Consider the following 24,162-nt stretch of genomic DNA (forward strand, 5'->3'; position numbering starts at 1 on the left):
GGAGCAATCCTAGGAGGAAACGGAATGTTGGAATTTGATACATCAATTGATGCTACGGCAGTCATTAAAGTTATCGGTGTAGGCGGCGGCGGAAACAACGCAGTCAACCGTATGATCGAACACGGCGTCCAAGGCGTTGAATTCATCGCAGTAAACACGGATGCACAAGCTTTGAACCTTTCGAAAGCTGAAGTCCGCCTTCAGATCGGCGGCAAATTGACGCGTGGGCTTGGCGCAGGCGCCAACCCGGAAGTCGGCAAAAAAGCGGCTGAAGAAACTAAAGAACAAATCGAAGAAGCACTTCGCGGAGCGGATATGGTCTTCGTAACTGCCGGCATGGGCGGGGGTACAGGAACCGGTGCTGCACCGGTAATCGCTGGAATCGCTAAAGAGCTCGGCGCTTTGACAGTGGGGGTCGTAACACGCCCATTCACTTTCGAAGGCCGCAAACGCTCGACTCAGGCAATAAGCGGTATCAGCACGATGAAGGAATCGGTCGATACATTGATCGTCATCCCGAACGACCGTTTGCTTGAAATCGTCGATAAGAGCACACCGATGCTTGAAGCATTCCGCGAAGCGGATAATGTTCTTCGCCAAGGTGTCCAAGGTATTTCCGATTTGATCGCTGTACCGGGTCTAATCAACCTTGACTTTGCCGACGTGAAAACGATCATGTCCAACAAAGGGTCTGCTTTGATGGGAATCGGGGTTTCTTCAGGCGAAAACCGTGCTTCTGAAGCAGCGAAAAAAGCTGTTTCAAGCCCGTTGCTGGAAGTTTCCGTTGACGGAGCGAAAGGTGTATTGATGAACATCACAGGCGGATCTAATCTTAGCCTTTATGAAGTACAAGAAGCAGCGGACATCGTGGCTTCAGCTTCTGACGAAGATGTAAACATGATTTTCGGTTCTGTCATCAATGACAATCTGAAAGATGAAATCGTTGTAACGGTTATTGCTACCGGCTTCAACGAAGAGCAATTGCAGCCAAGAACGCCAAGAGGTTCAGGCTTGAACTCAAGCCGTGTGCAATCGATCCAGCAGCAGTCTCCGCCACCTTCACTCCGTGAAGCGCGCCGTGAAGAACAGCGCCGCGAAGAGCAGATGCCTTCGTACCAGCAGGAGCCTGTCCGCCAGGAGAAACAGCAGGACGATGCATTGGATATTCCGACGTTCTTGCGCAACAGACAAAAGAGACGCTAATCCAGACAGCTGCCTTAGGGCAGCTGTTTTTTTCATAATAGGGCTCAATTGATAATTACGCCTATACTTGGTACAATAAACTGAACATCCATAGAAAAGTTGTGACTGAATGAAAGCCATTAAACCTGTTTTTGAAAACATCCAGCAAGAATTGAATACGATCCATACAGGCATCAACATAATCGCTGTCACCAAACAAGTCAGCATAGAACGCACCGAAGAAGCGGTTGCCGCCGGAATCCGGCATCTCGGTGAAAACCGTCCGGATGGGCTGCTCCGCAAACGTGAAGCAATCAAAGCGGATGTTGCGTGGCATTTCATCGGCAACCTGCAGACGCGCAAAGTGAAAGAGGTCATCAACGAGATTGATTTCCTGCATTCACTGGACCGCATGAGCTTGGCAAAGGAAATCCAGAAGCGGGCAGAACGTCCGGTCAAATGTTTTGTACAGGTCAACGTGTCCCGGGAAGAAACCAAAAGCGGCATTCTTCCTGAAGAAACAGTGGATTTCATCAAATCACTCGCTGCTTTCGATAAGATCCATGTAGTGGGGCTTATGACGATGGCGCCGAATACTCCGGATGAAACTGTGATTCGCAATGTGTTCAAAGGATTGAAAACGCTCCAACTTGATGTGGCCCGCCAAGGATTGGATCATGCACCATGCACGGAGTGCTCGATGGGAATGTCCAACGATTACCTTGTCGCTGCGCAAGAAGGCGCAACTTTTGTTCGAATAGGAACCGCATTAGTAGGGTCGGAAAGTGAGGCATAGTGATGAGCATAAAAAACAAGTTCAAGAATTTCTTTTACCTGGAAGAATATGAAGAAGACGAGCCGCGGACACCGGTCCAGCAGCCGCAGCGGCCAGCGCCGTCTCCGCGCTATGAAAAGCCGGAAACGCTCCATGCCAGCGCACGGAATACAACGAAAGAACGGAGCCAGAAACCAGTGGAACCAACTGTGTCGAATCTAGTGAGCCTTCAAAGCGCTGTGAAATCATCGAAGGTCATTCTGGCCGAACCGAGAGTCTACGCGGAAGCGCAGGACATCGCTGAGAATCTGAAGAACAAACGCGCAGTAGTTGTCAACTTACAGCGCATCGAGAAAGACCAGGGGCTGCGGATCATTGATTTCCTTAGCGGAACAGTGTATGCGCTCGGCGGGGACATCCAGCGCATCGGAACGGATATTTTCCTGTGCGTACCGGACACTGTTGAAGTGGATGGCGCCATTTCCGATTATTATTACGAAGATCAACAGTAAAAGAGGAGCATGAAAAATAAATGGTTGCTATATTAAGCTTAGTATTGAACGCTATCCAGATTTACTCGTATCTGCTGATTGCCAGTATTTTAATGAGCTGGCTGCCGAATGCGAGGGAATCGCGCATCGGCCAGATGCTTGCCAAAGTCACTGACCCGTACCTGGATATTTTCAGACGCATCATTCCGCCGCTTGGCATGATCGATTTTTCGCCAATTGTTGCGATTTTCGCTTTGAACCTGGCGAGCAACGGGATCATCGTTCTCTTCAATTATTTCTATTAAAATACCTCACGCCTTGTGAGGTTTTTTTCTTGAAACGCATGGATTCCAAAGAAAGGGGCATTTGCCATGGAAGCATTATTCCAGCATTTCCGCAAAGAGGAACAAGGATTTATTGAACAGGTGTCCGGGTGGCTGATCGACGTCGAGGACCGGTATACGCCGAAATTGACGGATTTTCTCGACCCGCGCCAGCGGTTCATCGTCCAATCGGTGGTAGGTGCCGGGGATGTGAAAATGGCGGAGTCCGGCTTGTTCGAAGACGCTGAACGCAAGCGGATGCTCTTGTATCCGGATTATTATGAACTGCAGCCCGAAGATTTCGGAATCACTGTTTTCGAATTAAGTTATCCGGTGAAATTCGTCACCTTGAAGCATCCGGATATACTGGGCTCCATGATGTCCATCGGATTGGACCGCAGCAAGTACGGGGATATCCGCATAGACGGCCAGCGCATCCAGATCGCTGTGGCGGATGAAGTGAAGAGCTATTTGCAGGCCAACTTCACTACGGCTGCGAAAGTGAAGGTCCATCTTGAAGAAGTCACGGATCCCGAGGACCTTATCGGGACATCAGAGGAATGGACTGATGAAAGCCATACCGTCAGTTCGCTCCGGCTCGATACGGTCATCTCATCGGTATACAATATTTCCCGCCAGAAAGCATCGGCATTGATCAACGGCGGCAAAGTGAAGGTCAATTGGACCGTCCAGGAGCAGCCGTCGTTCGAATTGAATGAATCCGATATCCTCTCTTCCCAGGGGTATGGGCGAATCAAGATCGGCATGATCGAAGGGCGGACCAAAAAGGACAAAATCCGCCTGCAGATCGGGCGTCTGGAAAATGCCAAATGACGCCCCTTTTTAAAATTGCAAATTAATACTGATATTTGCTGCTATGACCTGTATAATGGAGAGAAACGAAGTTTTTATTAAGGAGAGGTGCACCGAATGCCATTATCCCCGTTGGATATACATAACAAAGAATTCAGCCGCGGCTTCCGCGGATATCAGGAAGACGAAGTAAACGAGTTTTTGGATCAGATCATCAAAGACTATGAAGTGCTGCTGCGTGAGAAAAAGGAATTGGAAGACCGCTTGAAATCGACAGATGAGCGCGTCGGCCATTTCACGACAATCGAATCGACGCTTCAGAAGTCGATCGTCGTCGCACAGGAAGCGGCAGAAGAGGTCCGCCGCAATTCCCAGAAAGAAGCGAAGCTGATTGTCCGCGAAGCTGAGAAAAACGCTGACCGGATCGTCAACGAATCGTTGACGAAAGCCCGCCGCATCGCCATGGAGATCGAAGAGCTGAAGAAGCAGTCCAAAGTATTCCGCAACCGTTTCAGAATGCTGGTTGAAGCCCAGCTCGACCTGATTGATACGGATGATTGGGAAACACTGATGGAGTATGATATCGACACGACGAACCTGGAGAAGCTGGAAGAGAAAAGAGAAGTCTACTGAACTTGACGCTTTCCTTTCCAACTTTTATAATTACCAGATAGCGAACAAAAACGGAAGCGCTTTGGCGCTCTTCCATAGTAAACGAAACGCATTGACGGAGACAGTAGCCATTTCAATTCGATCCAGCGATTCAGGGGCAGTGGGAGCCTGATGAGAATGATTTGGCGAACATCACTCCCGAGCAGAACCGGTGAACAGATGCTAGCCGGTTCCGTCCAGCCACGTTACGGCTTTCGAGTGGCAGCAATGAGCTGCAACAAGGGTGGTACCGCGAGAGCTTCTCGTCCCTTTCCAGGGATGGGAGGCTTTTTATTATGCTTTTAGGAGGAATTTCAATGGAATACAAAGACACGTTATTGATGCCGAAAACCGATTTCCCGATGCGGGGCAACCTGCCGAACCGCGAACCGGAAATGCAGAAAAAATGGGATGAAATGGACATCTACAAAAAAGTGCAGGACCGCACAAACGGCCGTCCGTTCTTCATTCTCCATGACGGGCCGCCTTATGCGAACGGCGACCTTCATATGGGCCATGCCCTCAACAAAGTATTGAAGGACATGATCGTCCGGTCACGTTCGATGATGGGCTTCCACGCGCCGTATGTTCCAGGCTGGGACACCCACGGATTGCCGATCGAACAGGCGCTTGCCAATAAAGGCGTCAACCGCAAAGAATTGACGCTTGCCGAATTCCGCAAACTCTGCGAAGAATATGCGTATGAACAGATCGACAACCAGCGCTCACAATTCAAGCGCATCGGCGTCCGGGGCGATTGGGAAAATCCATACGTCACGCTGAAGCCGGCTTATGAAGCACGCCAAATCGAAGTGTTCGGCAAGATGGCCAATAAAGGCTATATCTACAAAGGCTTGAAGCCGGTCTACTGGTCCCCGTCAAGCGAATCATCGCTCGCGGAAGCGGAGATCGAGTACCACGACAAAAAATCGCCGTCCATCTATGTTTCCTTCCCGGTTGTTGACGGCAAAGGCGTTTTGGCTGAAGGCACGAAACTGATTATCTGGACGACCACACCGTGGACGATTCCGGCCAACCTGGGAATCACGGTCCATGCAGACCTGGATTACGTAGAAGTGGCTGCCAACGGTTCTTTGTTCGTCATCGCACGCGCGCTTCTGGAAGAAGTGGCGAAAGAACTGGAATGGACGGATTACGAAGTGGTCCGCGAAATGAAAGGTGCGGCGCTTGAGCATATCCTGACGCAGCATCCGCTTTATGACCGCACTTCACTGGTCATGCTCGGTGAGCACGTGACGACCGATTCAGGGACAGGCTGTGTCCATACAGCGCCCGGCCACGGGGAAGATGATTTCCTGGTCGGCAAAAAATACGGCCTCGATGTCCTTTGCCCGGTCGATGAGCGCGGCGTCATGACGGCGGAAGCGCCTGGATTCGAAGGCGAATTCTACGATAAAGCGAACAAATCGATCACAGAAGCGTTGGAAAAAGCCGGAGCGCTTGAACATCTGGCGTTCATCACCCACTCGTATCCGCATGACTGGCGCACGAAAAAACCGGTCATCTACCGTGCGACAGCACAATGGTTCGTATCGATTGATGCATTCCGCGACCAAATCTTGAAAGCGATCAACGAGACCAGCTTCACACCGGCTTGGGGCGAAACCCGCCTCTTCAATATGCTGCGCGACCGCGGCGACTGGAACATTTCCCGCCAGCGGGTATGGGGCGTACCGATTCCGGTATTCTACGCGGAAAACGGCGATCCGGTCATCACCGAAGAAACGATTTCGCATATCTCTGAACTGTTCCGCGAACACGGATCGAACGTCTGGTTCGAGCGGTCAGTCAATGAATTGCTGCCGCCAGGCTTTACGCACCCGAGCAGCCCGAACGGCATCTTCACAAAAGAGACGGACATCATGGACGTCTGGTTTGACTCCGGCTCATCCCACCAAGGGGTTTTGGTGGAACGCGAAGACTTGCGTTATCCGGCAGATTTGTATCTTGAAGGCTCTGACCAATACCGCGGCTGGTTCAACTCATCGTTGACCACGAGTGTTGCGATCAACGGCATCGCGCCTTATAAAGGTATCCTGAGCCACGGCTTCACACTAGACGGCAACGGCCGCAAAATGAGCAAATCGCTCGGCAATGTCATCGTTCCGGCAAAAGTGATGAACCAGATGGGCGCCGATATCCTGCGCCTATGGGTGGCTTCTGTCGATTACACGGCAGATGTGCGCGTTTCCGACGACAACTTCAAGCAAGTGTCGGAAGTCTACCGCAAAATCCGCAACACGCTGAAATTCCTTCATGGAAACTTGGCTGATTTCAATGAAAAAGAACATCGCGTCGCGTTTGAAGACATGCGCGAGATGGACCAGTACATGGCCATGAAACTGCAGAAAATGATCGATGCAGTGCGCAAAGGCTATGAAACGTATGAATTCTCGTCCATCTACCATGCATTGAACGGCTATTGTGCAAATGATTTGAGCTCGTTCTATCTGGACGTTGCGAAAGATGTCGTTTATATCGAAGCGGCTGATCATCCGCATCGCCGTGCGATGCAGACCGTGATGTTCGATTCGTTGATGGCAATCCTGAAGCTGTCGGCGCCGATCATCCCGCACACAGCTGATGAGATGTGGGGCTATCTGGATTTCGTCACGGAAGAAAGCGTCCAGTTGACTGACTTCCCGGAAGCGGCAACCCATCCGGCATTTGCCGATTTGGAAGCGAAATGGACCCGCTTTATGGATGTCCGCGACGATGTGCTAAAAGCGCTTGAAGAAGCGCGTGCAGCGAAGACGATCGGTAAATCGCTCGAGGCGAAAGTGACGGTTTACGGCAATGAAGAATTGAACAGCCTGTTGTCATCGATCGATGAGAATGTGGCCCAATTGTTCATCGTTTCCCAGTATGAATTCGGCGGTCCGCTCGAAGGAGCACCGGAACACGCACTGAAAACGGCGGATGCTGCAGTCGTTGTGGAAAAAGCGCAAGGCGAAAAATGCGAGCGCTGCTGGACCATCTCCCAGGAGATCGGCCAGAACGATTCGCACCCGGCCCTGTGCCCGCGCTGTGCAAGCGTCGTCGAAAAACAGTTTGCCTAATGATAATTGTCCAGGAATGCCGGAGTGCCGGTATTCCTGGTTTTTTATTGCAGGTGAAGGGGCCGCGGGAGAATTGCCTGCGCCTGTGTTGGGAAGGGCGCATATTCATTTAAACCGGATTGTGGTAAAATAGAATGACTGCTGAATTGACGGGGGAAACACATGTTTATTTATTATGGAATCGCGGCCTTGATCATCATTCTGGATCAATGGACTAAATGGCTCGTTATAAAAAATATGGAACTGGGGGAGCGCATCCCCGTTCTTGAACCTTACTTGGGATGGCTGTCGCACCGGAACCGCGGCGCGGCCTGGGGGATGCTCGAAGGCCAGATGTGGCTGTTCGGCATTATCACGGTCGGTGTCATCATCGCCATTCTGTATTATTTCCACAAGCATGCCAAAGGGCAGCCGCTGCTGCAATTGGGCTTGATGGTCCTTCTTGGAGGGGCAGTTGGGAATTTTATCGACCGTATGCTGCGGGGCGAAGTTGTCGATTTCGTGGATGTTCTCATTCCGGTCATCAATTACGATTTCCCGATTTTCAACGTGGCGGATGCGGCTTTGACGATCGGCGTAGTAATCATGATCATATTCGTCTTTTATGACGAAAAACAACAAAAGAAAAAGGTGTCTTAATGGAAATTGAAGATTTGACAATACAAATAACTGAAGAAATGGCGGGCGTCCGTGTCGATAAGGCGGTCTCATCAATCGATGAAGACTGGTCGCGTTCGCAGATTGCGAACTGGGTGAAGGACGGCGCTGTGAAAGTGAACGGCGAAACGGTCAAACCGAATTACAAAGTGCGGCTCGAGGATATCATCATCGTCACGCCGCCTGTACTGGAAGAGCTTGACGTGGTCCCGGAAGACCTGAACCTTGAAATCGTCTACGAAGACGCCGATGTCCTGGTCGTCAACAAGCCGAGAGGCATGGTTGTGCACCCGGCACCCGGCCATTCGAGAGGCACGCTCGTCAACGGGCTGATGTACCATGTAAAAGACCTGTCAGGGATCAACGGAGTGGTGCGCCCGGGAATCGTCCACCGGATCGATAAAGACACTTCCGGGCTATTGATGGTTGCCAAAAATGATGCATCCCATCATTCGCTTGTCGACCAGCTCGTGAAAAAAACAGTCACGCGCAAATATGTGGCGCTTGTCCATGGCCATATTCCGCATGACAAAGGGACAATCGACGCTCCAATCGCACGTGACGCAAAAGACCGCCAGAAAATGGCTGTCATTGATAAAGGCAAGAACGCTGTCACCCATTTCCGGGTCCTTGAGCGCTTCGGCAATTTCACATTGGTCGAATGCCGTTTGGAAACCGGGCGGACCCACCAGATCCGCGTCCATATGAAGTACATCGGCTATCCGCTTGTCGGCGATCCGAAGTACGGACCGAAAAAGACAATGGATATCGGCGGCCAGGCGCTGCACGCGGAAGTGATCGGATTCAACCATCCGAAAACAGGGGAATACATGGAGTTTTCGGCTGAACCGCCTGCGGAATTTTCAGAGCTTCTGGAATCTCTCCGCGACAAGGATTGACAAAGCGGAAATTCCTCTCTATACTTGAAACAAATCAATCGAATAAGCAACACCTTTAATAACAGTCCAGAGAGGCTGAGAAGGTATTTACGCTAAAGCCGGAAGGGTCTGTCTTCCGTGCCCATTTTTTCTGCGCATATAACCTCTTGCCCTCCGGCAAGAGGTTTTTTTATTTGGAAAAAGGAGTGGAACCATGGTAGAAAAAGCGGATATTTTGGATGAAAAAGCGATTGCCCGGGCCATCACCCGCATCGCACACGAAATCATCGAGCGCAATAAAGGCATCGACGACTGCGTGCTGGTCGGCATCAAGACGCGCGGCGCATTCATCGCGAAGCGTCTGGCGGAACGAATTGAACAAATCGAAGGAAAGCCGATCATGACCGGCGAACTGGACATCACGCTTTACCGGGATGACCTCAGTGTCAAGAATAAGAACCAGGAGCCGCTCGTGCAGCAAGTGGATATTTCACACAACATCTCCAACAAGAAAGTGGTGCTCGTGGACGATGTGCTCTACACCGGGCGCACGGTGCGGGCGGCGATGGACGCCGTCATGGACCTTGGCCGGCCTGCAGGGATCCAATTGGCAGTGCTGATCGACCGGGGCCACCGGGAACTGCCGATCCGGGCGGATTTCGTCGGCAAGAACATCCCGACATCAAGCAGCGAACGCATCGTCGTCGAAATGCAGGAAAGTGACGGCAGCGACCGCGTAGCCATACACGAATAGGATTGGGGAGAAAATAACGTGAGTGAAGCAATATTGGATGTACAAGATAAACCGAAAACGGCCCAATGGATTTCATTGAGCCTGCAGCACATGTTCGCCATGTTCGGCGCAACAATCCTGGTTCCGAAACTGGTCGGCTTGAGCCCGGCAATCGCGCTTTTGACGAGCGGCATCGCGACCATCATCTTCATCCTGATCACCCAATTCAAAGTGCCGGCTTACCTCGGCTCCTCGTTCGCCTTTATCGTGCCGATCACGATTGCGACGGAAACAGGCGGCATCGGCTCAGCAATGATCGGAGCGATGTTCGTGTCCCTGGTCTACGCCATTGTGGCGTTGATCATCTGGAAGACCGGCTACCGGTGGCTCATGGAGCTGCTGCCGCCGATTGTGGTCGGCCCGGTCATTATCGTCATCGGTTTGGCGCTCTCGGGAACAGCGGTGGGCATGGCCATGAACACGACTGTCGACGGGGTTAGCCAATACAGCCTGCTGCATTTCTCAGCGGCGCTTGTGACGCTCGTGACAGCGATCGTCTGCAACATCTACTTTAAAAACATCATTAGCCTCATGCCGATCCTGATCGGCATTGTGGCCGGCTACATCTACTCGGCGGCAATCGGCATCATCGATTTTGCGCCGGTCCAGCAAGCAACTTGGTTCCAGGTGCCGGACTTCCTGATTCCCGGCATCGATTACAGTTTCACGGTCACGCCGACGCTGCTGTTCATCATGGTCCCGATTGCCATCGTCACCATCTCAGAACATATTGGGCATCAACTGGTGCTGGGGAAAATCGTCAACCGCAACTACATAAAGGACCCGGGCCTTAACCGTTCGATTCTTGGAGACGGCCTTGGAACCCTGATATCTTCGCTGGTCGGCGGACCGCCGAAGACGACTTACGGAGAAAATATCGGCGTCCTTGCCATCACACGTGTCTATAGCATCTACGTCATCATCGGCGCTGCGGTCTTTGCCATCGCGTTCTCGTTCTTCGGGAAGCTGATGGCGGTCATCGAAACGATCCCGACAGCGGTGCTCGGCGGCATTTCCATCCTGCTGTTCGGCATCATCGCATCATCCGGCTTGCGCATGCTGGTCGACAACCACGTCGATTTCGGCGACAAGCGCAACCTGGTCATTTCATCCGTCATCCTGGTCATCGGGATCGGCGGAGCGAAAATTGAATTCAGCGAGTCCTTCTCGATCGAAGGCATGGCGCTTGCCGCCATCATCGGCGTACTGCTGAACCTAGTACTGCCGGGGCGCATCAAACAAGAAGTTGATTTTGGAGACAATTGAATAGCCACCTTTTAATGAATGTCCAGAGAGGCATGGAAAGGGATTTGGAACGAGGGCGGAGACTGCCCTTATTTCCTCACACCTTCCTGCTTCCGGGAAGGTGTTTTTTTATGAAAATCGAAAGGATGTGGCGGCTTTGCCGGATGTATTGAGCATCAAAGGGTTGGACAATGGAACCATCATGGAATTATTGCAGCGGGCAGGGGAGTTTGAACGTGGCGCGAAACAGCGGCTGAGCGGCGTGTTCGTCAATTTGTTCTTCGAACCGAGCACCCGGACGAAAATGAGCTTTGAAATGGCGGAGCATAAGATGGGCTTGACGGTCCTTCCTTTTGAAACGGCCTTCTCCAGCACGTTGAAAGGCGAAACGCTGTATGACACAGTTCGCACTTTGGAGGCGATCGGCGTAGACGGCGTCATCATCCGCCATGAAGAAGAGGAATACTACAAAGGGCTCGAAGGCTGCAAAGCGGCCATCATCAACGGCGGCGACGGCTCGGGACAGCATCCGACCCAATCGCTTCTTGACCTCTACACAATCCACCAGGAGTTCGGCCGGTTCGACGGGATCCATGTCACGATAGTCGGCGACATCGCCCATAGCCGGGTGGCCAAATCGAATGCGGCCGCGCTCGAGAAGATGGGCGCGGAAGTGTCGTTCGTCTGCCCGAAGGAGTGGAGCGGGGAATACGAAACATCGGAACAGCTCGATGAATTTATCGAAAAGACGGATGTCGTCATGATGCTCCGGGTGCAGCACGAGCGCCATGCAGTTGCGGCCTTGTTCTCGAAGGAGAATTACCATGAAACATACGGGCTGACAGTGGAGCGCGAACGGAAAATGAAACGCTCGGCGATCATCATGCACCCGGCCCCGATCAACCGGGGTGTGGAAATAGCGGATGAGCTGGTGGAGTGCAAGCGTTCACGGATCTTCAAGCAGATGGCGAACGGCGTGTTCGTCCGGATGGCAGTACTCGAGTATGCAATGAAAGGGAGAGATTGAGAATGGGTTTATTCATCAAAAACGTACACATGCTAAAAGAGGGCGAAATGGTTCAAACGAATATCCGTGTAAAAGACGGCAAGATCGCTGAAATCGGTAGCAGATTGGCTGCACAGGGAGAAACGGAAATTGACGGCAAGGGCCGGATGATCGCACCGGGGTTTGTAGACGTTCACGTGCATTTGCGTGAGCCGGGTGGCGAGCAAAAAGAAACGATTGAAAGCGGCACGAAATCAGCAGCGAAAGGCGGCTACACGACAATTTGCGCGATGCCGAATACGCGGCCGGTTCCGGACACGAAAGAGAATTTGCAGCATGTCAACGCTTTGATCGAAAAAAATGCGCTTATCCGAGTTTTGCCGTATGCGTCCATCACGATCCGGGAAGCCGGAAAGGAACGCACGAATCTAGAGGAATTAAAGGAGAACGGAGCGTTCGCTTTCACTGATGACGGCGTCGGCATCCAGCAGGCGGGCATGATGTTTGAGACTATGCAGGATGCAGCAAAAATCGGCATGACGGTGGTGGCGCATTGCGAAGACAACAGCCTGATTTATGATGGCGTCATGCATGACGGTAAGCGCAGCAAGGAATTGGGGCTGAAGGGCATCCCATCGGCTGCGGAATCGGTCCATATCGCACGGGACATCCTTCTTGCCGAGGCAGCCGGTGCCCATTACCACGTTTGCCACGTGTCAACGAAGGAATCGGTCCGCATCATCCGTGATGCGAAACGCGCAGGCGTGCATGTGACGACTGAAGTCTGCCCGCACCACTTGCTTCTGAGCGAAGACGACATTCCGGGAGACGATGCCAACTGGAAGATGAATCCGCCGCTGCGAGCCAAGGAAGATGTGGAGGCGCTGCACGAAGGATTGCTGGACGGCACAATCGACTTTATCGTCACAGACCACGCGCCGCACACGCTGGAAGAAAAAGCGAACGGCATGGAAAGAGCGCCGTTTGGCATTGTCGGCCTGGAGACGGCGTTCCCGCTGCTGTACACGCATTATGTGGAAACGGGCAAATGGACACTCCAGCAGCTGATCGACTGGATGACGAAAAAGCCGTGTGAAACATTCGGCTTGCCGTACGGGAAAATTGAAGCCGGACAAAGTGCCGACTTGGTGCTGCTGGATCTGGAAAAAGAGCAGCCGATTGATGCAGACGCATTCCTATCAAAAGGCAAGAACACGCCATTCGGCGGCTGGCAGTGCAAAGGCTGGCCGGTCATGACAATATTCGAAGGACAAATCGCTTGGCAGGAGGAGATGCAAGGATGAAACGATATTTGATCTTAGAAGACGGTACGGTATTCGAAGGGACGGCTTTCGGCAGCGAGGCGGCCTCGGTCGGGGAAGTGGTATTCAATACCAGTATGACAGGCTATCAGGAAATCCTTTCGGATCCTTCCTATTGCGGACAGATTGTCACGATGACGTATCCCTTGATCGGCAACTACGGCATCAACAGCGATGATTTTGAATCGATCGAGCCGGCTGTCAAAGGCATGGTCGTCCGCGAAGCGGCAAACTTCCCATCGAATTTCCGCAGCAACTCGACGCTCGATGACTTGTTCCGCATCAAAGGCATCCCGGGGATCGAAGGCATCGACACCCGCAAACTGACCCGCCTGATCCGTTCGAAAGGATCAATCAAAGGCGTTTTGACGGCGGCGGGTGAAGACGTGGATGTGGATGAAGTGACCGGGAAATTGAAGGAGACGGTGATGCCGCGGGACCAGGTGGCGCAAGTCTCGACTGCCCGCCCTTACCCGAGCCCGGGCCGCGGCAAGCGGGTCGTGCTGATCGACTACGGCATGAAGCACGGCATTCTGCGCGAATTGAACAATCGGGATTGCGATGTGATCGTTGTCCCTTATAATACGACTTCAAAAGAGATCATGGCATGGGGGCCAGACGGCGTCATGCTGTCGAACGGACCGGGAGACCCGAAAGACGTCGAGGAATGTGTAGCGGTCGTCGGCGAACTGCTCGGCCAAGTACCGATTTTCGGAATCTGCCTGGGCCATCAATTGTTTGCGCGTGCTTGCGGCGCGGATACGTTCAAATTGAAATTCGGCCACCGCGGCGGCAACCACCCCGTGATGGATTTGACCACGGGCAAAGTGGAGATCACTTCCCAGAACCACGGTTACGCAGTGGACGAAGAGACCCTGCAGGGCACACGACTGAAAGTGACTCACCGTGCGTTGAACGATGGCACGAATGAAGGGCTGGCCCATCTGGACTTCCCGGCCTTCACCGTCCAATACCACCCGGAATCCTCACCGGGTCCGGAAGACTCGAACTACCTGTTTGACCGTTTCATCGAAATGATGAGCGCAAACCGAAAGGAGCAGCAATATGCCTAAAAGACAAGACATCCAAAGTATCCTCGTAATCGGTTCAGGTCCGATCGTCATCGGACAAGCGGCAGAGTTCGACTATGCCGGAACACAAGCCTGCCTGGCGCTCAAAGAAGAAGGGTACCGGGTCATCCTGATCAACTCCAACCCGGCCACGATCATGACCGACACGGAAATCGCGGATAAAGTCTATATCGAGCCGATCACGCTCGATTTTGTCAGCCGCATCCTGCGTAAAGAACGTCCGGACGCCCTGCTTCCGACGCTCGGCGGACAGACAGGATTGAACATGGCGATCGAACTAGACGAATCCGGCATCCTTGATGAACTGGGAATTGAAATTCTCGGCACAAAGCTCGAAGCCATCCATAAAGCGGAAGACCGCGACCTGTTCCGTACGCTGATGAACGAACTTGGCGAACCGGTCCCGGATTCCGACATCATCCATAACCTGGCGGAAGCCAAGACATTTGTTGAACGCGTCGGCTTTCCGGTCATCGTCCGCCCGGCGTTTACACTCGGCGGCACCGGCGGAGGGATCTGCCACAACCCCGAAGAATTGCAGGAAATCGTCACAAGCGGCTTGAAATACAGCCCGGTGACGCAATGCCTGCTTGAAAAATCGATTGCCGGATTCAAAGAAGTCGAATATGAAGTGATGCGTGATGCCAATGACACGGCCATCGTTGTCTGTAATATGGAAAACATCGATCCGGTCGGCATCCATACCGGCGACTCGATTGTCGTGGCGCCAAGCCAGACGCTTTCCGACCGCGAATACCAGATGCTCCGCAACGTTTCGCTGAAGATTATCCGCGCATTGAAAATCGAAGGCGGCTGCAACGTGCAGCTGGCGCTCGACCCGGACAGCTTCAATTACTACATCATCGAAGTGAATCCGCGGGTCAGCCGCTCATCTGCACTCGCTTCGAAAGCGACTGGCTACCCGATAGCGAAGCTTGCAGCCAAGATTGCCGTCGGGTTGACGCTCGATGAAATGATGAACCCGGTCACGGGCCGCACTTATGCGGCGTTCGAACCGGCGCTCGATTATGTAGTGGCAAAGATTCCGCGCTGGCCGTTCGATAAATTTGAATCGGCAAAACGCAACCTAGGCACCCAGATGAAAGCGACCGGCGAAGTGATGGCCATGGGCCGCAATTTTGAAGAAGCGATCATGAAGGCAGTGCGTTCCCTTGAGACCGGCCAATTCCATCTGGCGCTGAAAAACGGTGACACGATGAGCGACGAATGGATCGAGAAACGCATCCGCCGTGCGGGCGACGAGCGTCTGTTCTTTATCGGCGAAGCATTGCGCCGCGGCGTGAGCATCGAGACGATCCACGATTGGAGCCAGATCGATCTTTTCTTCCTGATGAAATTCCAGAACATTGTCCGCTACGAGGAAGTGTTGAAGGATCATCCTTTCGATTACGATACAGCGAAAGGAGCGAAGCGCATGGGCTTTGCGGACAAGACTATCGCCATGCTGTGGGAGTCCACTCCCGAAGTGGTCTACCGCTGGCGCAAGGAACAGAAATTGATGCCGGTCTATAAAATGGTCGACACGTGTGCTGCGGAATTCGAATCAGAAACGCCATATTTCTACGGAACTTACGAAGACGAAAACGAGTCGGTGCGCACTGAGAAAGAAAGCATCATCGTGCTGGGTTCCGGCCCGATTCGCATCGGCCAGGGCGTTGAATTCGATTACGCAACCGTCCACTCGGTCTGGGCGATCAAAGAAGCAGGCTACGAGGCGATCATCATCAACAACAACCCGGAAACGGTTTCGACGGACTTCTCGATCTCCGACAAGCTGTACTTCGAACCGCTGACGGTCGAAGATGTCATGCACATCGTGGAAATCGAGCAGCCAAAAGGCGTCGTGGTCCAGTTCGGCGGCCAGACAGCGATCAACCTTGCAGAAAAATTGGAGCAGCAGGGCGTACAGATCCTTGGCACATCGCTCGAGGATCTGGACCGTGCGGAAAACCGCAATAAATTCGAAGCGGCGCTGCATGAAATCGGCATCCCGCAGCCGCTTGGCAAAACCGCCGTATCGGCTCAGGAAGCAGCAGTCATTGCAGGCGATATCGGCTATCCGGTCCTTGTCCGCCCATCGTATGTTCTCGGCGGCCGCGCCATGGAGATCGTCTACAACGAAGAGGACCTGCGCCATTATATGGAACATGCAGTGGAAGCGAGCCCGGAGCATCCGGTCTTGGTCGACCGCTATTTGACGGGAATTGAAATCGAAGTGGACGCCATTTCGGACGGCGAAAACGTCCTGATTCCGGGAATCATGGAACATATCGAACGCGCCGGGGTCCATTCAGGCGACTCGATTGCAGTTTATCCGACGCAGAACATTTCACAGGAGCTTCTCGATACGCTCGTGGATTATACAACCCGCCTGGCAAAAGGCTTGAACATTGTCGGCCTCTTGAATATCCAGTACGTCATCTCGAAAGGCGAAGTGTTCGTCATCGAAGTCAACCCGCGCTCAAGCCGGACGGTGCCGTTCATGAGCAAAATCACCGCCATCCCGATGGCGAACATCGCGATGAAAGCCATTCTCGGGCAGACGATTGTCCAGCAAGGCTATACGCCAGGGCTTGCCCCGCTTGCCAAAGGCGTCTATGTGAAAGTGCCGGTGTTTTCATTTGCGAAGCTGCGCCGCGTCGACATTACGCTCGGACCGGAAATGAAATCGACAGGCGAAGTGATGGGCAAGGACGCAACGCTTGAAAAGGCATTGTTCAAAGGGCTGGTCGCAGCCGGCATGGAGATCAAAGACCATGGCACGGTGCTGATGACAGTCTCGGATAAAGACAAAGAAGAAGCGATCGGCCTGGCCAAACGCTTCAAAGCGATCGGCTATCAGATCATGGCGACCGAAGGAACGGCGAAAGCATTGGAAGAAGCGGGCATCCGCGTCAAGGAAATCGGCAAGATCGGCGAACAAGGCGCGACCTTGGTCGATGCCATCCAGAACGGCCGTGCGCAGCTGGTCATCAACACTTTGACCAAAGGCAAGCAGCCGGAACGCGACGGATTCCGCATCCGCCGCGAGTCAGTAGAAAATGGCGTCCCGTGCCTGACATCGCTGGATACAGCAGAAGCGATGCTTCGCGTAATTGAATCGATGACATTTTCTGCAGAAGAAATGGGGGCTGGCGTGTGATTAAACAGGAACGGATGATTGTAGCAGCTCAACAGGAGATCGCCCACCATATTTTTGAATTGACGGTGCAAGGCGAACTGGCCGGGGAAATGAAAGCTCCCGGGCAGTTTGTCCATGTGCGGGTCGCTGACAGCTATGAACCGCTGCTTCGCCGGCCGATTTCAGTGGCTTCGATCGATTACGAAAAATCGCAATTCACGATGATCTACCGCGCTGAAGGCAGAGGGACTTCCTTGCTGGCCGAGAAAAAAGCAGGGGACACAGTAGATGTCCTTGGCCCGCTCGGCAACGGGTTTCCAGTAGATGAAGCGGAAGGGAAAGCATATCTGATCGGCGGTGGGATCGGTGTGCCCCCTCTTTATGAACTGGCGAAAGAATTGAATGCCAAAGGGATCCAGACGGTCCATATCCTCGGTTTTGAGAGCAAAGCGGCCGTCTTCTATGAAGACAAATTCCGTGCGCTAGGCGAAACGCATATTGCAACAGTAGATGGCTCCCACGGCACACAAGGCTTTGTGACGCATATTCTGAATGAATTGCCGAAAGACTTCGACACCTACTACAGCTGCGGCCCGACGCCGATGCTTGAAGCGGTCCAATGGGCGTATCCGGAGAAAAGAGGATTCCTGTCCTATGAACAGCGAATGGGCTGCGGCATCGGCGCGTGCTTCGCATGTGTCTGCCGTACAACCAGAAGCGAAACGGATTACATCAAGGTCTGTTCGGACGGGCCAGTCTTTCCAGCGGGGGTAGTGATTTCATGACGAATTTGAACGTAAAACTTCCAGGGCTCGATCTGAAAAATCCGATCATGCCGGCTTCCGGCTGTTTCGGTTTCGGCAAGGAATACGCGCAATTGTATGACCTGTCCCAGCTCGGCGCAATCATGATCAAAGCGACGACTGTGGAAACGCGCCTCGGCAATCCGACGCCGCGCGTCGCAGAAACGGCTGCCGGCATGCTGAACGCCATCGGCCTCCAGAATCCGGGCCTCCAAAAGGTGATGGACGGAGAGCTGCCTTGGCTCGAACAATTTGATGTGCCGATCATCGCCAACGTCGCCGGAACGACAACCGAGGATTATGTAGAAGTGGCGAAACAGATTTCGGATTCACCGAACGTCCACGCACTTGAGATCAACATCTCCTGCCCGAACGTCAAGCAAGGTGGCATCACGTTCGGCACCGATCCGGACGTGGCACGCGAATTGACGCGCGCTGTCAAAGACGTCTCCTCGGTGCCGGTTTACGTAAAACTCTCCCCGAATGTCACCGATATCGTGAAGATTGCCAATGCGGTGGAAGAAGGCGGAGCGGACGGCATCACGATGATTAACACGCTGCTCGGCATGCGCCTCGATACGAAAACCGGGCGGCCGGTCATCGCCAATATCACCGGCGGCTTGTCCGGGCCTGCCGTGAAGCCGGTGGCACTCCGTATGGTCTATGAAGTGCGCAAACACACCGATTTGCCGATTATCGGAATGGGCGGCGTCGCGGATATCGATGATGTCATCGACTTTTTATCGGTCGGCGCCAATGCAGTAGCGGTGGGGACAGCGAACTTCGTGAATCCGTTCGTGTGCCCTGAAATCATCAGCCAATTGCCGGAAAAACTGCACAGCCTCGGATTTGAATCCGTTGAAGAACTGGTCGGAAGGAGCCATCGCCTGTGAATAAACCCATTATTGCCTTAGACTTTTCCACGCGCCAACAAGTCGAGGAATTTCTCTCGAAGTTCGATGAACCCCTGTTTGTCAAAGTGGGGATGGAGCTTTTCTATCAGGAAGGGCCGGAACTTGTGCGCAGCATCAAAGCGATGGGCCACCAGATTTTCCTGGACCTGAAACTGCACGATATCCCGAACACCGTGGAGTCGGCGATGCGCGGCTTGGCGAAGCTTGGCGTGGATATGACCAATGTCCATGCGGCAGGCGGCATGGACATGATGAAAGCGGCGAAGCGGGGGCTTGAAGGAAGCGGCACGCAATTGATTGCTGTGACTCAGCTGACCTCGACCGATGAAGCCGGCATGCACGAAGACCAGCTCATTTATGTAAGCCTCGAGGAATCAGTCCTGCATTATGCCAAACAGGCCAAGCGCGCCGGCCTCGACGGCGTCGTCTGCTCGGTCATGGAAGCTGGCGCCATCGAACAGGCTTGCGGCAAGGACTTTTTGAAAGTCACTCCCGGCATCCGGCTCGCCGACGGCAATGCCGATGACCAAAAAAGGATTGCCACTCCGGCAAAAGCGCGTCAACAAGGCTCGACGCATATCGTGGTCGGACGGGCCATCACCACATCAGACGATCCGGCAGCGAGCTACCGCCAAATTACAAACGAATGGAGCGGCCAATAAATGAAACAGCATATTGCAAGGCAATTACTGAATATCGGCGCAGTGGAACTGCGTCCACAAGAACCCTTCACATGGGCATCGGGCATCAAGTCGCCGATTTACTGCGACAACCGCCTGACCATGTCCTATCCGGAGGTGCGAAAGGAAATCGCCAAAGGATTGGCGGGATTAATTACGGAGTTCTACCCGGATTGTGAAGTGGTGGCCGGTACGGCGACAGCGGGCATTCCACATGCCGCGTGGGTCAGCGACAGGCTGGAACTGCCGATGGTCTATGTGCGTTCAAAACCAAAAGAGCACGGCCAGGGCAATATGATCGAAGGCAAGGTCGAGCCCGGCAAAAAAGTGGTGGTCGTTGAGGATTTGATCTCCAAAGGCGGCTCGGTCCTGCAGGCGGCAGAAGGCCTGAAAGCGGCAGGCTTTGACGTCTTGGGCATCGTCGCGATTTTCACTTATGACTTGCCGCAGTCGATCGACGCAATCACGGGTGCAGGGTTCACGTTCCACACATTGACGGATTTCCCGGCGCTTGTCGAAGAAGCGATGGAAATGAAAGCGATCCAGGAAGAAGATCTGCCGATGCTTGCTGACTGGCACGACAGCCTGAAAGCCGGTACGTTGAAGAGCTGACCTACGGGTCGGCTTTTTTTATTTTAGAAGGGAAGGAAAGTAAAGGAGGGGGAAAGGAAAGTATAGGAGCCGATAAGGAAAGTAAATGAAAAAATTGTAAATTTCCTCTAGAAGGATTGACTTATTTTTCAAAGCGGTATATTATCTACTTAACTACTTGGCAACGCAAGGTAGTTATTTTTAAAAACAACTATCTTGTTTTACCGAGTACTGAAGAGGAGTGGGAATATGGCGAGCAGAAGCCAGTTGTTGAAAGGAGTTCTGGATGCTTGTGTGATGGCGGTTGTTGAAGCAGAACCTGTCTATGGCTATGAGCTATCCGAAAAGCTGCAGAACATCGGGCTGCCGGATATCAGCGACGGCACCATTTATCCGGTCTTGCTGCGCCTGCAGAAAAACGGCTTTATCCGCAGTGAAATGAAGCCGTCGGCATCCGGGCCGAACCGCAAATATTATTTTTTGACAGCCGAAGGAAAAGAAGAGCTCGAAGGGATTGCGAAGGAATGGAAGCAGATTGCTGCGCCGGTCAGTGAATTATTGCAAAGGGGTGGAAAGGATGAGAATGGCAACGGATTTGATTGAACAGAACAACCTGAAACGTGAGGATTTGAACGAGGAGAACTTGGCAGTGTACGAAGATTTTCTTCTGTATTTGCGTACCGACCTCCGGGTGGATGAACAGGCGAGCGAAGAGATCCTGATGGATGTACTGGATCATCTGCTCGAGGCACAGGAACACGGCAAGACAGCGGCGGAAGTTTTCGGAAACCGGCCGCAGGAATGGGCGGATGAAGTGCTAGAGAATCTGCCGCGCGAAAAGAAGCGCAATGTGGCGGCGTTCATCTTTACGCAAGTGCTCGGCTTGGCGGGATGGTTCTCGTTAAGCTATGGGGTGATCGACTTTCTTTTGTCTTTGTTCACGCCAGTGGACAACACAGCCTCGCTCAGCGGGCTGCTGATTACATTCGGGACGGTCGTGCTGGTCGGTTTTGCCGTGGTCGTCCTCTTGTTCAAAATCATCCGCTCCACACTGTTCCAGCCCAAAAAGAAGCTGCGCGCGGGCTATCTGAAAACAGGATTCATCGGAGCGGCAGTGTTCGCGATCATCGTCTCTTCCGCTTGGCTGATTCCGGATTTCGGCCCTGTCGTACAGATTGATTGGCGGGTCTATGCAGCTTGCGGTCTGGCGTTTCTCGCCGCTGCTAAAATATTCAGCATTTCAGCCAAAAAATAATCGATATCGTGTATCATGGAGTCAAAGTGCAAGCGTCATTGGAAAGGAAGGATTTCATGGCATTCACCCAGCAGCAAATCGATAATTGGATCAAGCAATACCCGTTGCTTCAGGATATTGTATCGCTAAAGCCGGTTTTCTGGCAGAATCCGAAGCTCCAAAGGATGGCGGAACTGCCGGAACTGCCGGTTTCCCTGGCGGACATGGAAGAGGCAGAAGCGCTATGGCAGCGGTTCGCGCCGTTCATCGCGAAGGCGTTTCCGGAAACGGCGGAAGCCGAAGGCATCATCGAATCGCCGCTCAAGCCGATTCCGCATATGCAGGCGGCACTGGAAGAGAAGATGGGCATGCCGATTTCCGGCAGCCTTTACCTGAAATGCGATAACGACCTGCCGATTGCAGGGTCGGTAAAGGCGCGCGGCGGTATTTATGAAGTGCTCCAGCATGCTGAAGAGATGGCGCTGGCGGCGGGGCTGATCCAAAAAAGTGACAACTATGAATTGTTTGCAAGCGATGCATTCCGGCAATTTTTCAGCAATTATTCCATGGGCGTCGGCTCAACCGGGAACTTGGGCCTGAGCATCGGCATCGTCGGTGCGGTTTTAGGCTTTCAGACGACCGTCTATATGTCTTCCGACGCAAAGCAGTGGAAAAAGGATCTTCTGCGTGCCAATGGGGCGCACGTTTTGGAATGCCAAGGCGACTTCGGGGAAGCGATCACCCGGGGGCGTGAGGAAACAAAGCAAAATCCGAATGCCTATTTCGTCGACGATGAAAAGTCCAAGCATTTATTCCTCGGGTACAGCGTGGCAGCTTTCCGGCTGAAAGCGCAATTGGAGCGCGAAGGCATCCAGGTGGATGCAGACCATCCGCTCTTCGTGTATTTGCCTTGCGGCGTCGGTGGGGCCCCAGGGGGCATTGCCTTCGGCCTGAAGCAGATGTTCGGAGATGCCGTGCATTGCTTCTTTGCAGAGCCGACCCATTCGCCTGCCGTACTGATCGGCTTGATGACCGGCGAAAAGGAAAAAGTCAGCGTGCAGGATTTCGGCATCGACAACCGGACAGAAGCTGACGGCCTTGCAGTCGGCCGGCCGTCTTCCTTCGCTTCCGGGATCAGCGAGCGGTTGGTCAGCGGTGTCTACACATTGGAAGACGATGAATTGTTCAAAGGGCTGGCCTTCTTGGCAGACAGCGAGGATCTGTTTGTCGAACCGTCAGCGACAGCCGGTTTTCCCGGTCCCGTAGCCGTTTTGAAATCCGGCTATCCCGAGAAGAAGGGCCTCGACATGTCAAAAGCTGTCCATCTGGCCTGGGCGACGGGCGGCTCGCTCGTCCCTCAGGCGGACCGCGAACGCTTCTACCGGAAGGGGAAGGATTTGCTGCGTTGATAGAGCTTTGCATGGACTTGGGAAACTGCCAGACTTAATAATTGATTTGCAAGCAGGATATTGTCCCCTCCTCACCGAATACAGAACGCAATAAATCTCGGGGAAAGGAGGGGATAGGATGGCCTTGCAGGCAAAAATGATTTTTGTCAACGTTGCGGTCAAGGACTTACAGCGCTCCATAGACTTTTTCACGCATCTCGGGTTCGCTTTCGACGCTCAGATGACAGATGAAAAAGCCACATGCATGATCGTCGGCGAAAATATTTACGTGATGCTGCTGACTGAACCATTTTTCGAAACCTTCACCAAAAAACCATTGGCCGATCCGGCAGCCAGCACCGAAGTGATCATTGCGATTTCGGCAGACAGCCGGGAAAGCGTGGACGAGCTGGTCCAAAAAGCGCTCGAAGCCGGCGGTTCGGCATCAAACGACAAGATGGACAATGAGTTTATGTACGGCTGGAGTTTCCAGGATCCGGACGGACACCTTTGGGAAGTCATCTATATGGACGAAGGGAATGCAGAATAAAAAAAGAGCCTTTGTGAACTGTACCGCCACTGTTAGAGTCTATCTAACATTTTTGGTGCAGTTCACTCGGGCTCTTTTTTAAACCGGTGCGGAAGTATCTACACTTGCTTCTTTTGCTGCCAAAATAGGATCATCGCCTGAACAAGAAACGACAAGCCAGTAATGAAAAAAATGGAAAAATTGAACCAAATCCAGCCGAGGTCTGGCCCGTTGCCCAAAGGGCCAGTCCGCGGCGCAAAAGCGCTGTACAAGCCGAAAAAAGAAACAGAAATGATGCCGAGCCCTCCGCATAACAAAACGTATTTCGGCATTTTTCATTCCCCCTTAACCGGCTTTTTACTACAAAATGATTTCCTGCGCCGTTTTCATTTGATCAGCCTGCGCCTGAACTTTGCTATCCTTACACCTCTATACGGAACGCTTTCGGAGAGGTTTCAAAAAAACAAGCATCTTTTGCAAGATGCTTGCAGATTGTGGACAAAGTCTAATTTAAATGAATAGAGATGCATAAGCCCGACCGGGCTGGCCACTTCGCTTTCCGTGGGCTCGGCTT

General features: G+C 52.9%; 24 protein-coding genes and 1 other annotated feature. All 24 genes read left to right on the plus strand.

Features of this window, described 5'->3' with window-relative positions; genetic code table 11:
* Positions 1-24: 24 nt before the first annotated feature.
* The 24 genes from ftsZ to ACTL32_RS03290 all read left to right on the plus strand — a co-directional run bounded on the left by ftsZ (position 25) and on the right by ACTL32_RS03290 (position 24,110).
* Entirely contained in the window at positions 25-1,203 is a 1,179-nt protein-coding gene (gene ftsZ, locus ACTL32_RS03175; RefSeq protein WP_204892568.1) for a cell division protein FtsZ, read from the plus strand.
* A gap of 109 nt (positions 1,204-1,312) precedes the next feature.
* Complete coding sequence (locus tag ACTL32_RS03180) at positions 1,313-1,978, plus strand: YggS family pyridoxal phosphate-dependent enzyme (RefSeq protein ID WP_441340110.1); 666 nt, start codon at positions 1,313-1,315, stop codon at positions 1,976-1,978.
* 2 nt (positions 1,979-1,980) lie between these two features.
* Entirely contained in the window at positions 1,981-2,469 is a 489-nt protein-coding gene (locus ACTL32_RS03185) for a cell division protein SepF (RefSeq protein ID WP_441340111.1), read from the plus strand.
* A gap of 20 nt (positions 2,470-2,489) precedes the next feature.
* Positions 2,490-2,753, plus strand: a complete 264-nt coding sequence (locus tag ACTL32_RS03190) for a YggT family protein (protein ID WP_204892565.1) — start codon at positions 2,490-2,492, stop codon at positions 2,751-2,753.
* A gap of 66 nt (positions 2,754-2,819) precedes the next feature.
* On the plus strand, positions 2,820-3,605 hold the full coding sequence (locus ACTL32_RS03195) for an RNA-binding protein (RefSeq protein WP_441340112.1): 786 nt from the start codon (positions 2,820-2,822) through the stop codon (positions 3,603-3,605).
* A 96-nt stretch (positions 3,606-3,701) separates the two neighbouring features.
* Positions 3,702-4,217: a DivIVA domain-containing protein gene (locus ACTL32_RS03200; protein ID WP_441340113.1), complete on the plus strand. Its 516-nt coding sequence runs from the start codon at positions 3,702-3,704 to the stop codon at positions 4,215-4,217.
* A gap of 82 nt (positions 4,218-4,299) precedes the next feature.
* Positions 4,300-4,509: a binding site (T-box leader), on the plus strand.
* A gap of 43 nt (positions 4,510-4,552) precedes the next feature.
* Entirely contained in the window at positions 4,553-7,315 is a 2,763-nt protein-coding gene (gene ileS / locus ACTL32_RS03205; protein ID WP_441340114.1) for an isoleucine--tRNA ligase, read from the plus strand.
* Between the two features lie 162 nt (positions 7,316-7,477).
* A complete protein-coding gene (gene lspA, locus ACTL32_RS03210) occupies positions 7,478-7,954 on the plus strand; it encodes a signal peptidase II (protein ID WP_204892561.1) in 477 nt (158 codons plus the stop codon).
* 5 nt (positions 7,955-7,959) lie between these two features.
* On the plus strand, positions 7,960-8,871 hold the full coding sequence (locus ACTL32_RS03215) for an RluA family pseudouridine synthase (RefSeq protein WP_441340135.1): 912 nt from the start codon (positions 7,960-7,962) through the stop codon (positions 8,869-8,871).
* A 193-nt stretch (positions 8,872-9,064) separates the two neighbouring features.
* Positions 9,065-9,604 carry a bifunctional pyr operon transcriptional regulator/uracil phosphoribosyltransferase PyrR gene (gene pyrR / locus ACTL32_RS03220; RefSeq protein ID WP_441340115.1) on the plus strand — a complete coding sequence of 180 codons (540 nt, stop codon included), beginning with the start codon at positions 9,065-9,067 and terminating at the stop codon, positions 9,602-9,604.
* Positions 9,605-9,622: 18 nt separating this feature from the next.
* Positions 9,623-10,909 (plus strand): solute carrier family 23 protein, encoded by a 1,287-nt coding sequence (locus ACTL32_RS03225; RefSeq protein ID WP_441340116.1) that lies wholly within the window; start codon positions 9,623-9,625, stop codon positions 10,907-10,909.
* 136 nt (positions 10,910-11,045) lie between these two features.
* Positions 11,046-11,915, plus strand: coding sequence for an aspartate carbamoyltransferase catalytic subunit (locus ACTL32_RS03230; RefSeq protein WP_441340117.1), 870 nt, complete (start codon positions 11,046-11,048; stop codon positions 11,913-11,915).
* Positions 11,916-11,917: 2 nt separating this feature from the next.
* Positions 11,918-13,198, plus strand: a complete 1,281-nt coding sequence (locus ACTL32_RS03235; protein ID WP_441340118.1) for a dihydroorotase — start codon at positions 11,918-11,920, stop codon at positions 13,196-13,198.
* On the plus strand, positions 13,195-14,289 hold the full coding sequence (locus ACTL32_RS03240; RefSeq protein WP_441340119.1) for a carbamoyl phosphate synthase small subunit: 1,095 nt from the start codon (positions 13,195-13,197) through the stop codon (positions 14,287-14,289). The genes ACTL32_RS03235 and ACTL32_RS03240 overlap by 4 nt, the downstream gene beginning before the upstream one ends.
* Complete coding sequence (carB, locus tag ACTL32_RS03245; protein ID WP_441340120.1) at positions 14,282-17,470, plus strand: carbamoyl-phosphate synthase large subunit; 3,189 nt, start codon at positions 14,282-14,284, stop codon at positions 17,468-17,470. The genes ACTL32_RS03240 and carB overlap by 8 nt, the downstream gene beginning before the upstream one ends.
* The gene (locus ACTL32_RS03250) at positions 17,467-18,234 is read left to right on the plus strand and encodes a dihydroorotate dehydrogenase electron transfer subunit (protein ID WP_441340121.1); all 768 of its coding nucleotides are present in this window, start codon (positions 17,467-17,469) and stop codon (positions 18,232-18,234) included. Before carB ends, ACTL32_RS03250 begins: the two co-directional genes overlap by 4 nt.
* Entirely contained in the window at positions 18,231-19,145 is a 915-nt protein-coding gene (locus ACTL32_RS03255) for a dihydroorotate dehydrogenase (RefSeq protein ID WP_441340122.1), read from the plus strand. The genes ACTL32_RS03250 and ACTL32_RS03255 overlap by 4 nt, the downstream gene beginning before the upstream one ends.
* Entirely contained in the window at positions 19,142-19,828 is a 687-nt protein-coding gene (gene pyrF / locus ACTL32_RS03260) for an orotidine-5'-phosphate decarboxylase (protein WP_441340123.1), read from the plus strand. The genes ACTL32_RS03255 and pyrF overlap by 4 nt, the downstream gene beginning before the upstream one ends.
* Complete coding sequence (gene pyrE / locus ACTL32_RS03265) at positions 19,829-20,458, plus strand: orotate phosphoribosyltransferase (RefSeq protein WP_204892551.1); 630 nt, start codon at positions 19,829-19,831, stop codon at positions 20,456-20,458.
* Positions 20,459-20,686: 228 nt separating this feature from the next.
* Positions 20,687-21,040 carry a PadR family transcriptional regulator gene (locus ACTL32_RS03270; protein ID WP_441340124.1) on the plus strand — a complete coding sequence of 118 codons (354 nt, stop codon included), beginning with the start codon at positions 20,687-20,689 and terminating at the stop codon, positions 21,038-21,040.
* Positions 21,015-21,692: a DUF1129 family protein gene (locus tag ACTL32_RS03275; RefSeq protein WP_441340125.1), complete on the plus strand. Its 678-nt coding sequence runs from the start codon at positions 21,015-21,017 to the stop codon at positions 21,690-21,692. The genes ACTL32_RS03270 and ACTL32_RS03275 overlap by 26 nt, the downstream gene beginning before the upstream one ends.
* Before the next feature lie 56 nt (positions 21,693-21,748).
* On the plus strand, positions 21,749-23,080 hold the full coding sequence (locus tag ACTL32_RS03280) for a D-serine ammonia-lyase (protein WP_441340126.1): 1,332 nt from the start codon (positions 21,749-21,751) through the stop codon (positions 23,078-23,080).
* A 118-nt stretch (positions 23,081-23,198) separates the two neighbouring features.
* The gene (locus ACTL32_RS03285) at positions 23,199-23,609 is read left to right on the plus strand and encodes a VOC family protein (RefSeq protein ID WP_441340127.1); all 411 of its coding nucleotides are present in this window, start codon (positions 23,199-23,201) and stop codon (positions 23,607-23,609) included.
* A gap of 162 nt (positions 23,610-23,771) precedes the next feature.
* Positions 23,772-24,110 carry a hypothetical protein gene (locus ACTL32_RS03290; protein WP_441340128.1) on the plus strand — a complete coding sequence of 113 codons (339 nt, stop codon included), beginning with the start codon at positions 23,772-23,774 and terminating at the stop codon, positions 24,108-24,110.
* Positions 24,111-24,162: the final 52 nt, after the last annotated feature.

This window comes from Planococcus sp. FY231025 (genome assembly GCF_052078085.1).
GTDB lineage: Bacteria > Bacillota > Bacilli > Bacillales_A > Planococcaceae > Planococcus.

Excerpts from the sequence above, each read along its gene's own strand:
- ACTL32_RS03180 (WP_441340110.1), top strand. The coding sequence starts at position 1,313 with ATGAAAGCCATTAAACCTGTTTTTGAAAACATCCAGCAAGAATTGAAT.
- ACTL32_RS03275 (WP_441340125.1), top strand. The coding sequence starts at position 21,015 with ATGAGAATGGCAACGGATTTGATTGAACAGAACAACCTGAAACGTGAG.
- carB (WP_441340120.1), top strand. The coding sequence starts at position 14,282 with ATGCCTAAAAGACAAGACATCCAAAGTATCCTCGTAATCGGTTCAGGT.
- ftsZ (WP_204892568.1), top strand. The coding sequence starts at position 25 with ATGTTGGAATTTGATACATCAATTGATGCTACGGCAGTCATTAAAGTT.
- pyrR (WP_441340115.1), top strand. The coding sequence starts at position 9,065 with ATGGTAGAAAAAGCGGATATTTTGGATGAAAAAGCGATTGCCCGGGCC.
- ileS (WP_441340114.1), top strand. The coding sequence starts at position 4,553 with ATGGAATACAAAGACACGTTATTGATGCCGAAAACCGATTTCCCGATG.
- ACTL32_RS03235 (WP_441340118.1), top strand. The coding sequence starts at position 11,918 with ATGGGTTTATTCATCAAAAACGTACACATGCTAAAAGAGGGCGAAATG.
- lspA (WP_204892561.1), top strand. The coding sequence starts at position 7,478 with ATGTTTATTTATTATGGAATCGCGGCCTTGATCATCATTCTGGATCAA.
- ACTL32_RS03270 (WP_441340124.1), top strand. The coding sequence starts at position 20,687 with ATGGCGAGCAGAAGCCAGTTGTTGAAAGGAGTTCTGGATGCTTGTGTG.
- pyrE (WP_204892551.1), top strand. The coding sequence starts at position 19,829 with ATGAAACAGCATATTGCAAGGCAATTACTGAATATCGGCGCAGTGGAA.
- ACTL32_RS03290 (WP_441340128.1), top strand. The coding sequence starts at position 23,772 with ATGAAAAAAATGGAAAAATTGAACCAAATCCAGCCGAGGTCTGGCCCG.
- ACTL32_RS03280 (WP_441340126.1), top strand. The coding sequence starts at position 21,749 with ATGGCATTCACCCAGCAGCAAATCGATAATTGGATCAAGCAATACCCG.
- ACTL32_RS03195 (WP_441340112.1), top strand. The coding sequence starts at position 2,820 with ATGGAAGCATTATTCCAGCATTTCCGCAAAGAGGAACAAGGATTTATT.
- ACTL32_RS03240 (WP_441340119.1), top strand. The coding sequence starts at position 13,195 with ATGAAACGATATTTGATCTTAGAAGACGGTACGGTATTCGAAGGGACG.
- ACTL32_RS03200 (WP_441340113.1), top strand. The coding sequence starts at position 3,702 with ATGCCATTATCCCCGTTGGATATACATAACAAAGAATTCAGCCGCGGC.
- ACTL32_RS03255 (WP_441340122.1), top strand. The coding sequence starts at position 18,231 with ATGACGAATTTGAACGTAAAACTTCCAGGGCTCGATCTGAAAAATCCG.
- ACTL32_RS03190 (WP_204892565.1), top strand. The coding sequence starts at position 2,490 with ATGGTTGCTATATTAAGCTTAGTATTGAACGCTATCCAGATTTACTCG.
- ACTL32_RS03285 (WP_441340127.1), top strand. The coding sequence starts at position 23,199 with ATGGCCTTGCAGGCAAAAATGATTTTTGTCAACGTTGCGGTCAAGGAC.
- ACTL32_RS03185 (WP_441340111.1), top strand. The coding sequence starts at position 1,981 with ATGAGCATAAAAAACAAGTTCAAGAATTTCTTTTACCTGGAAGAATAT.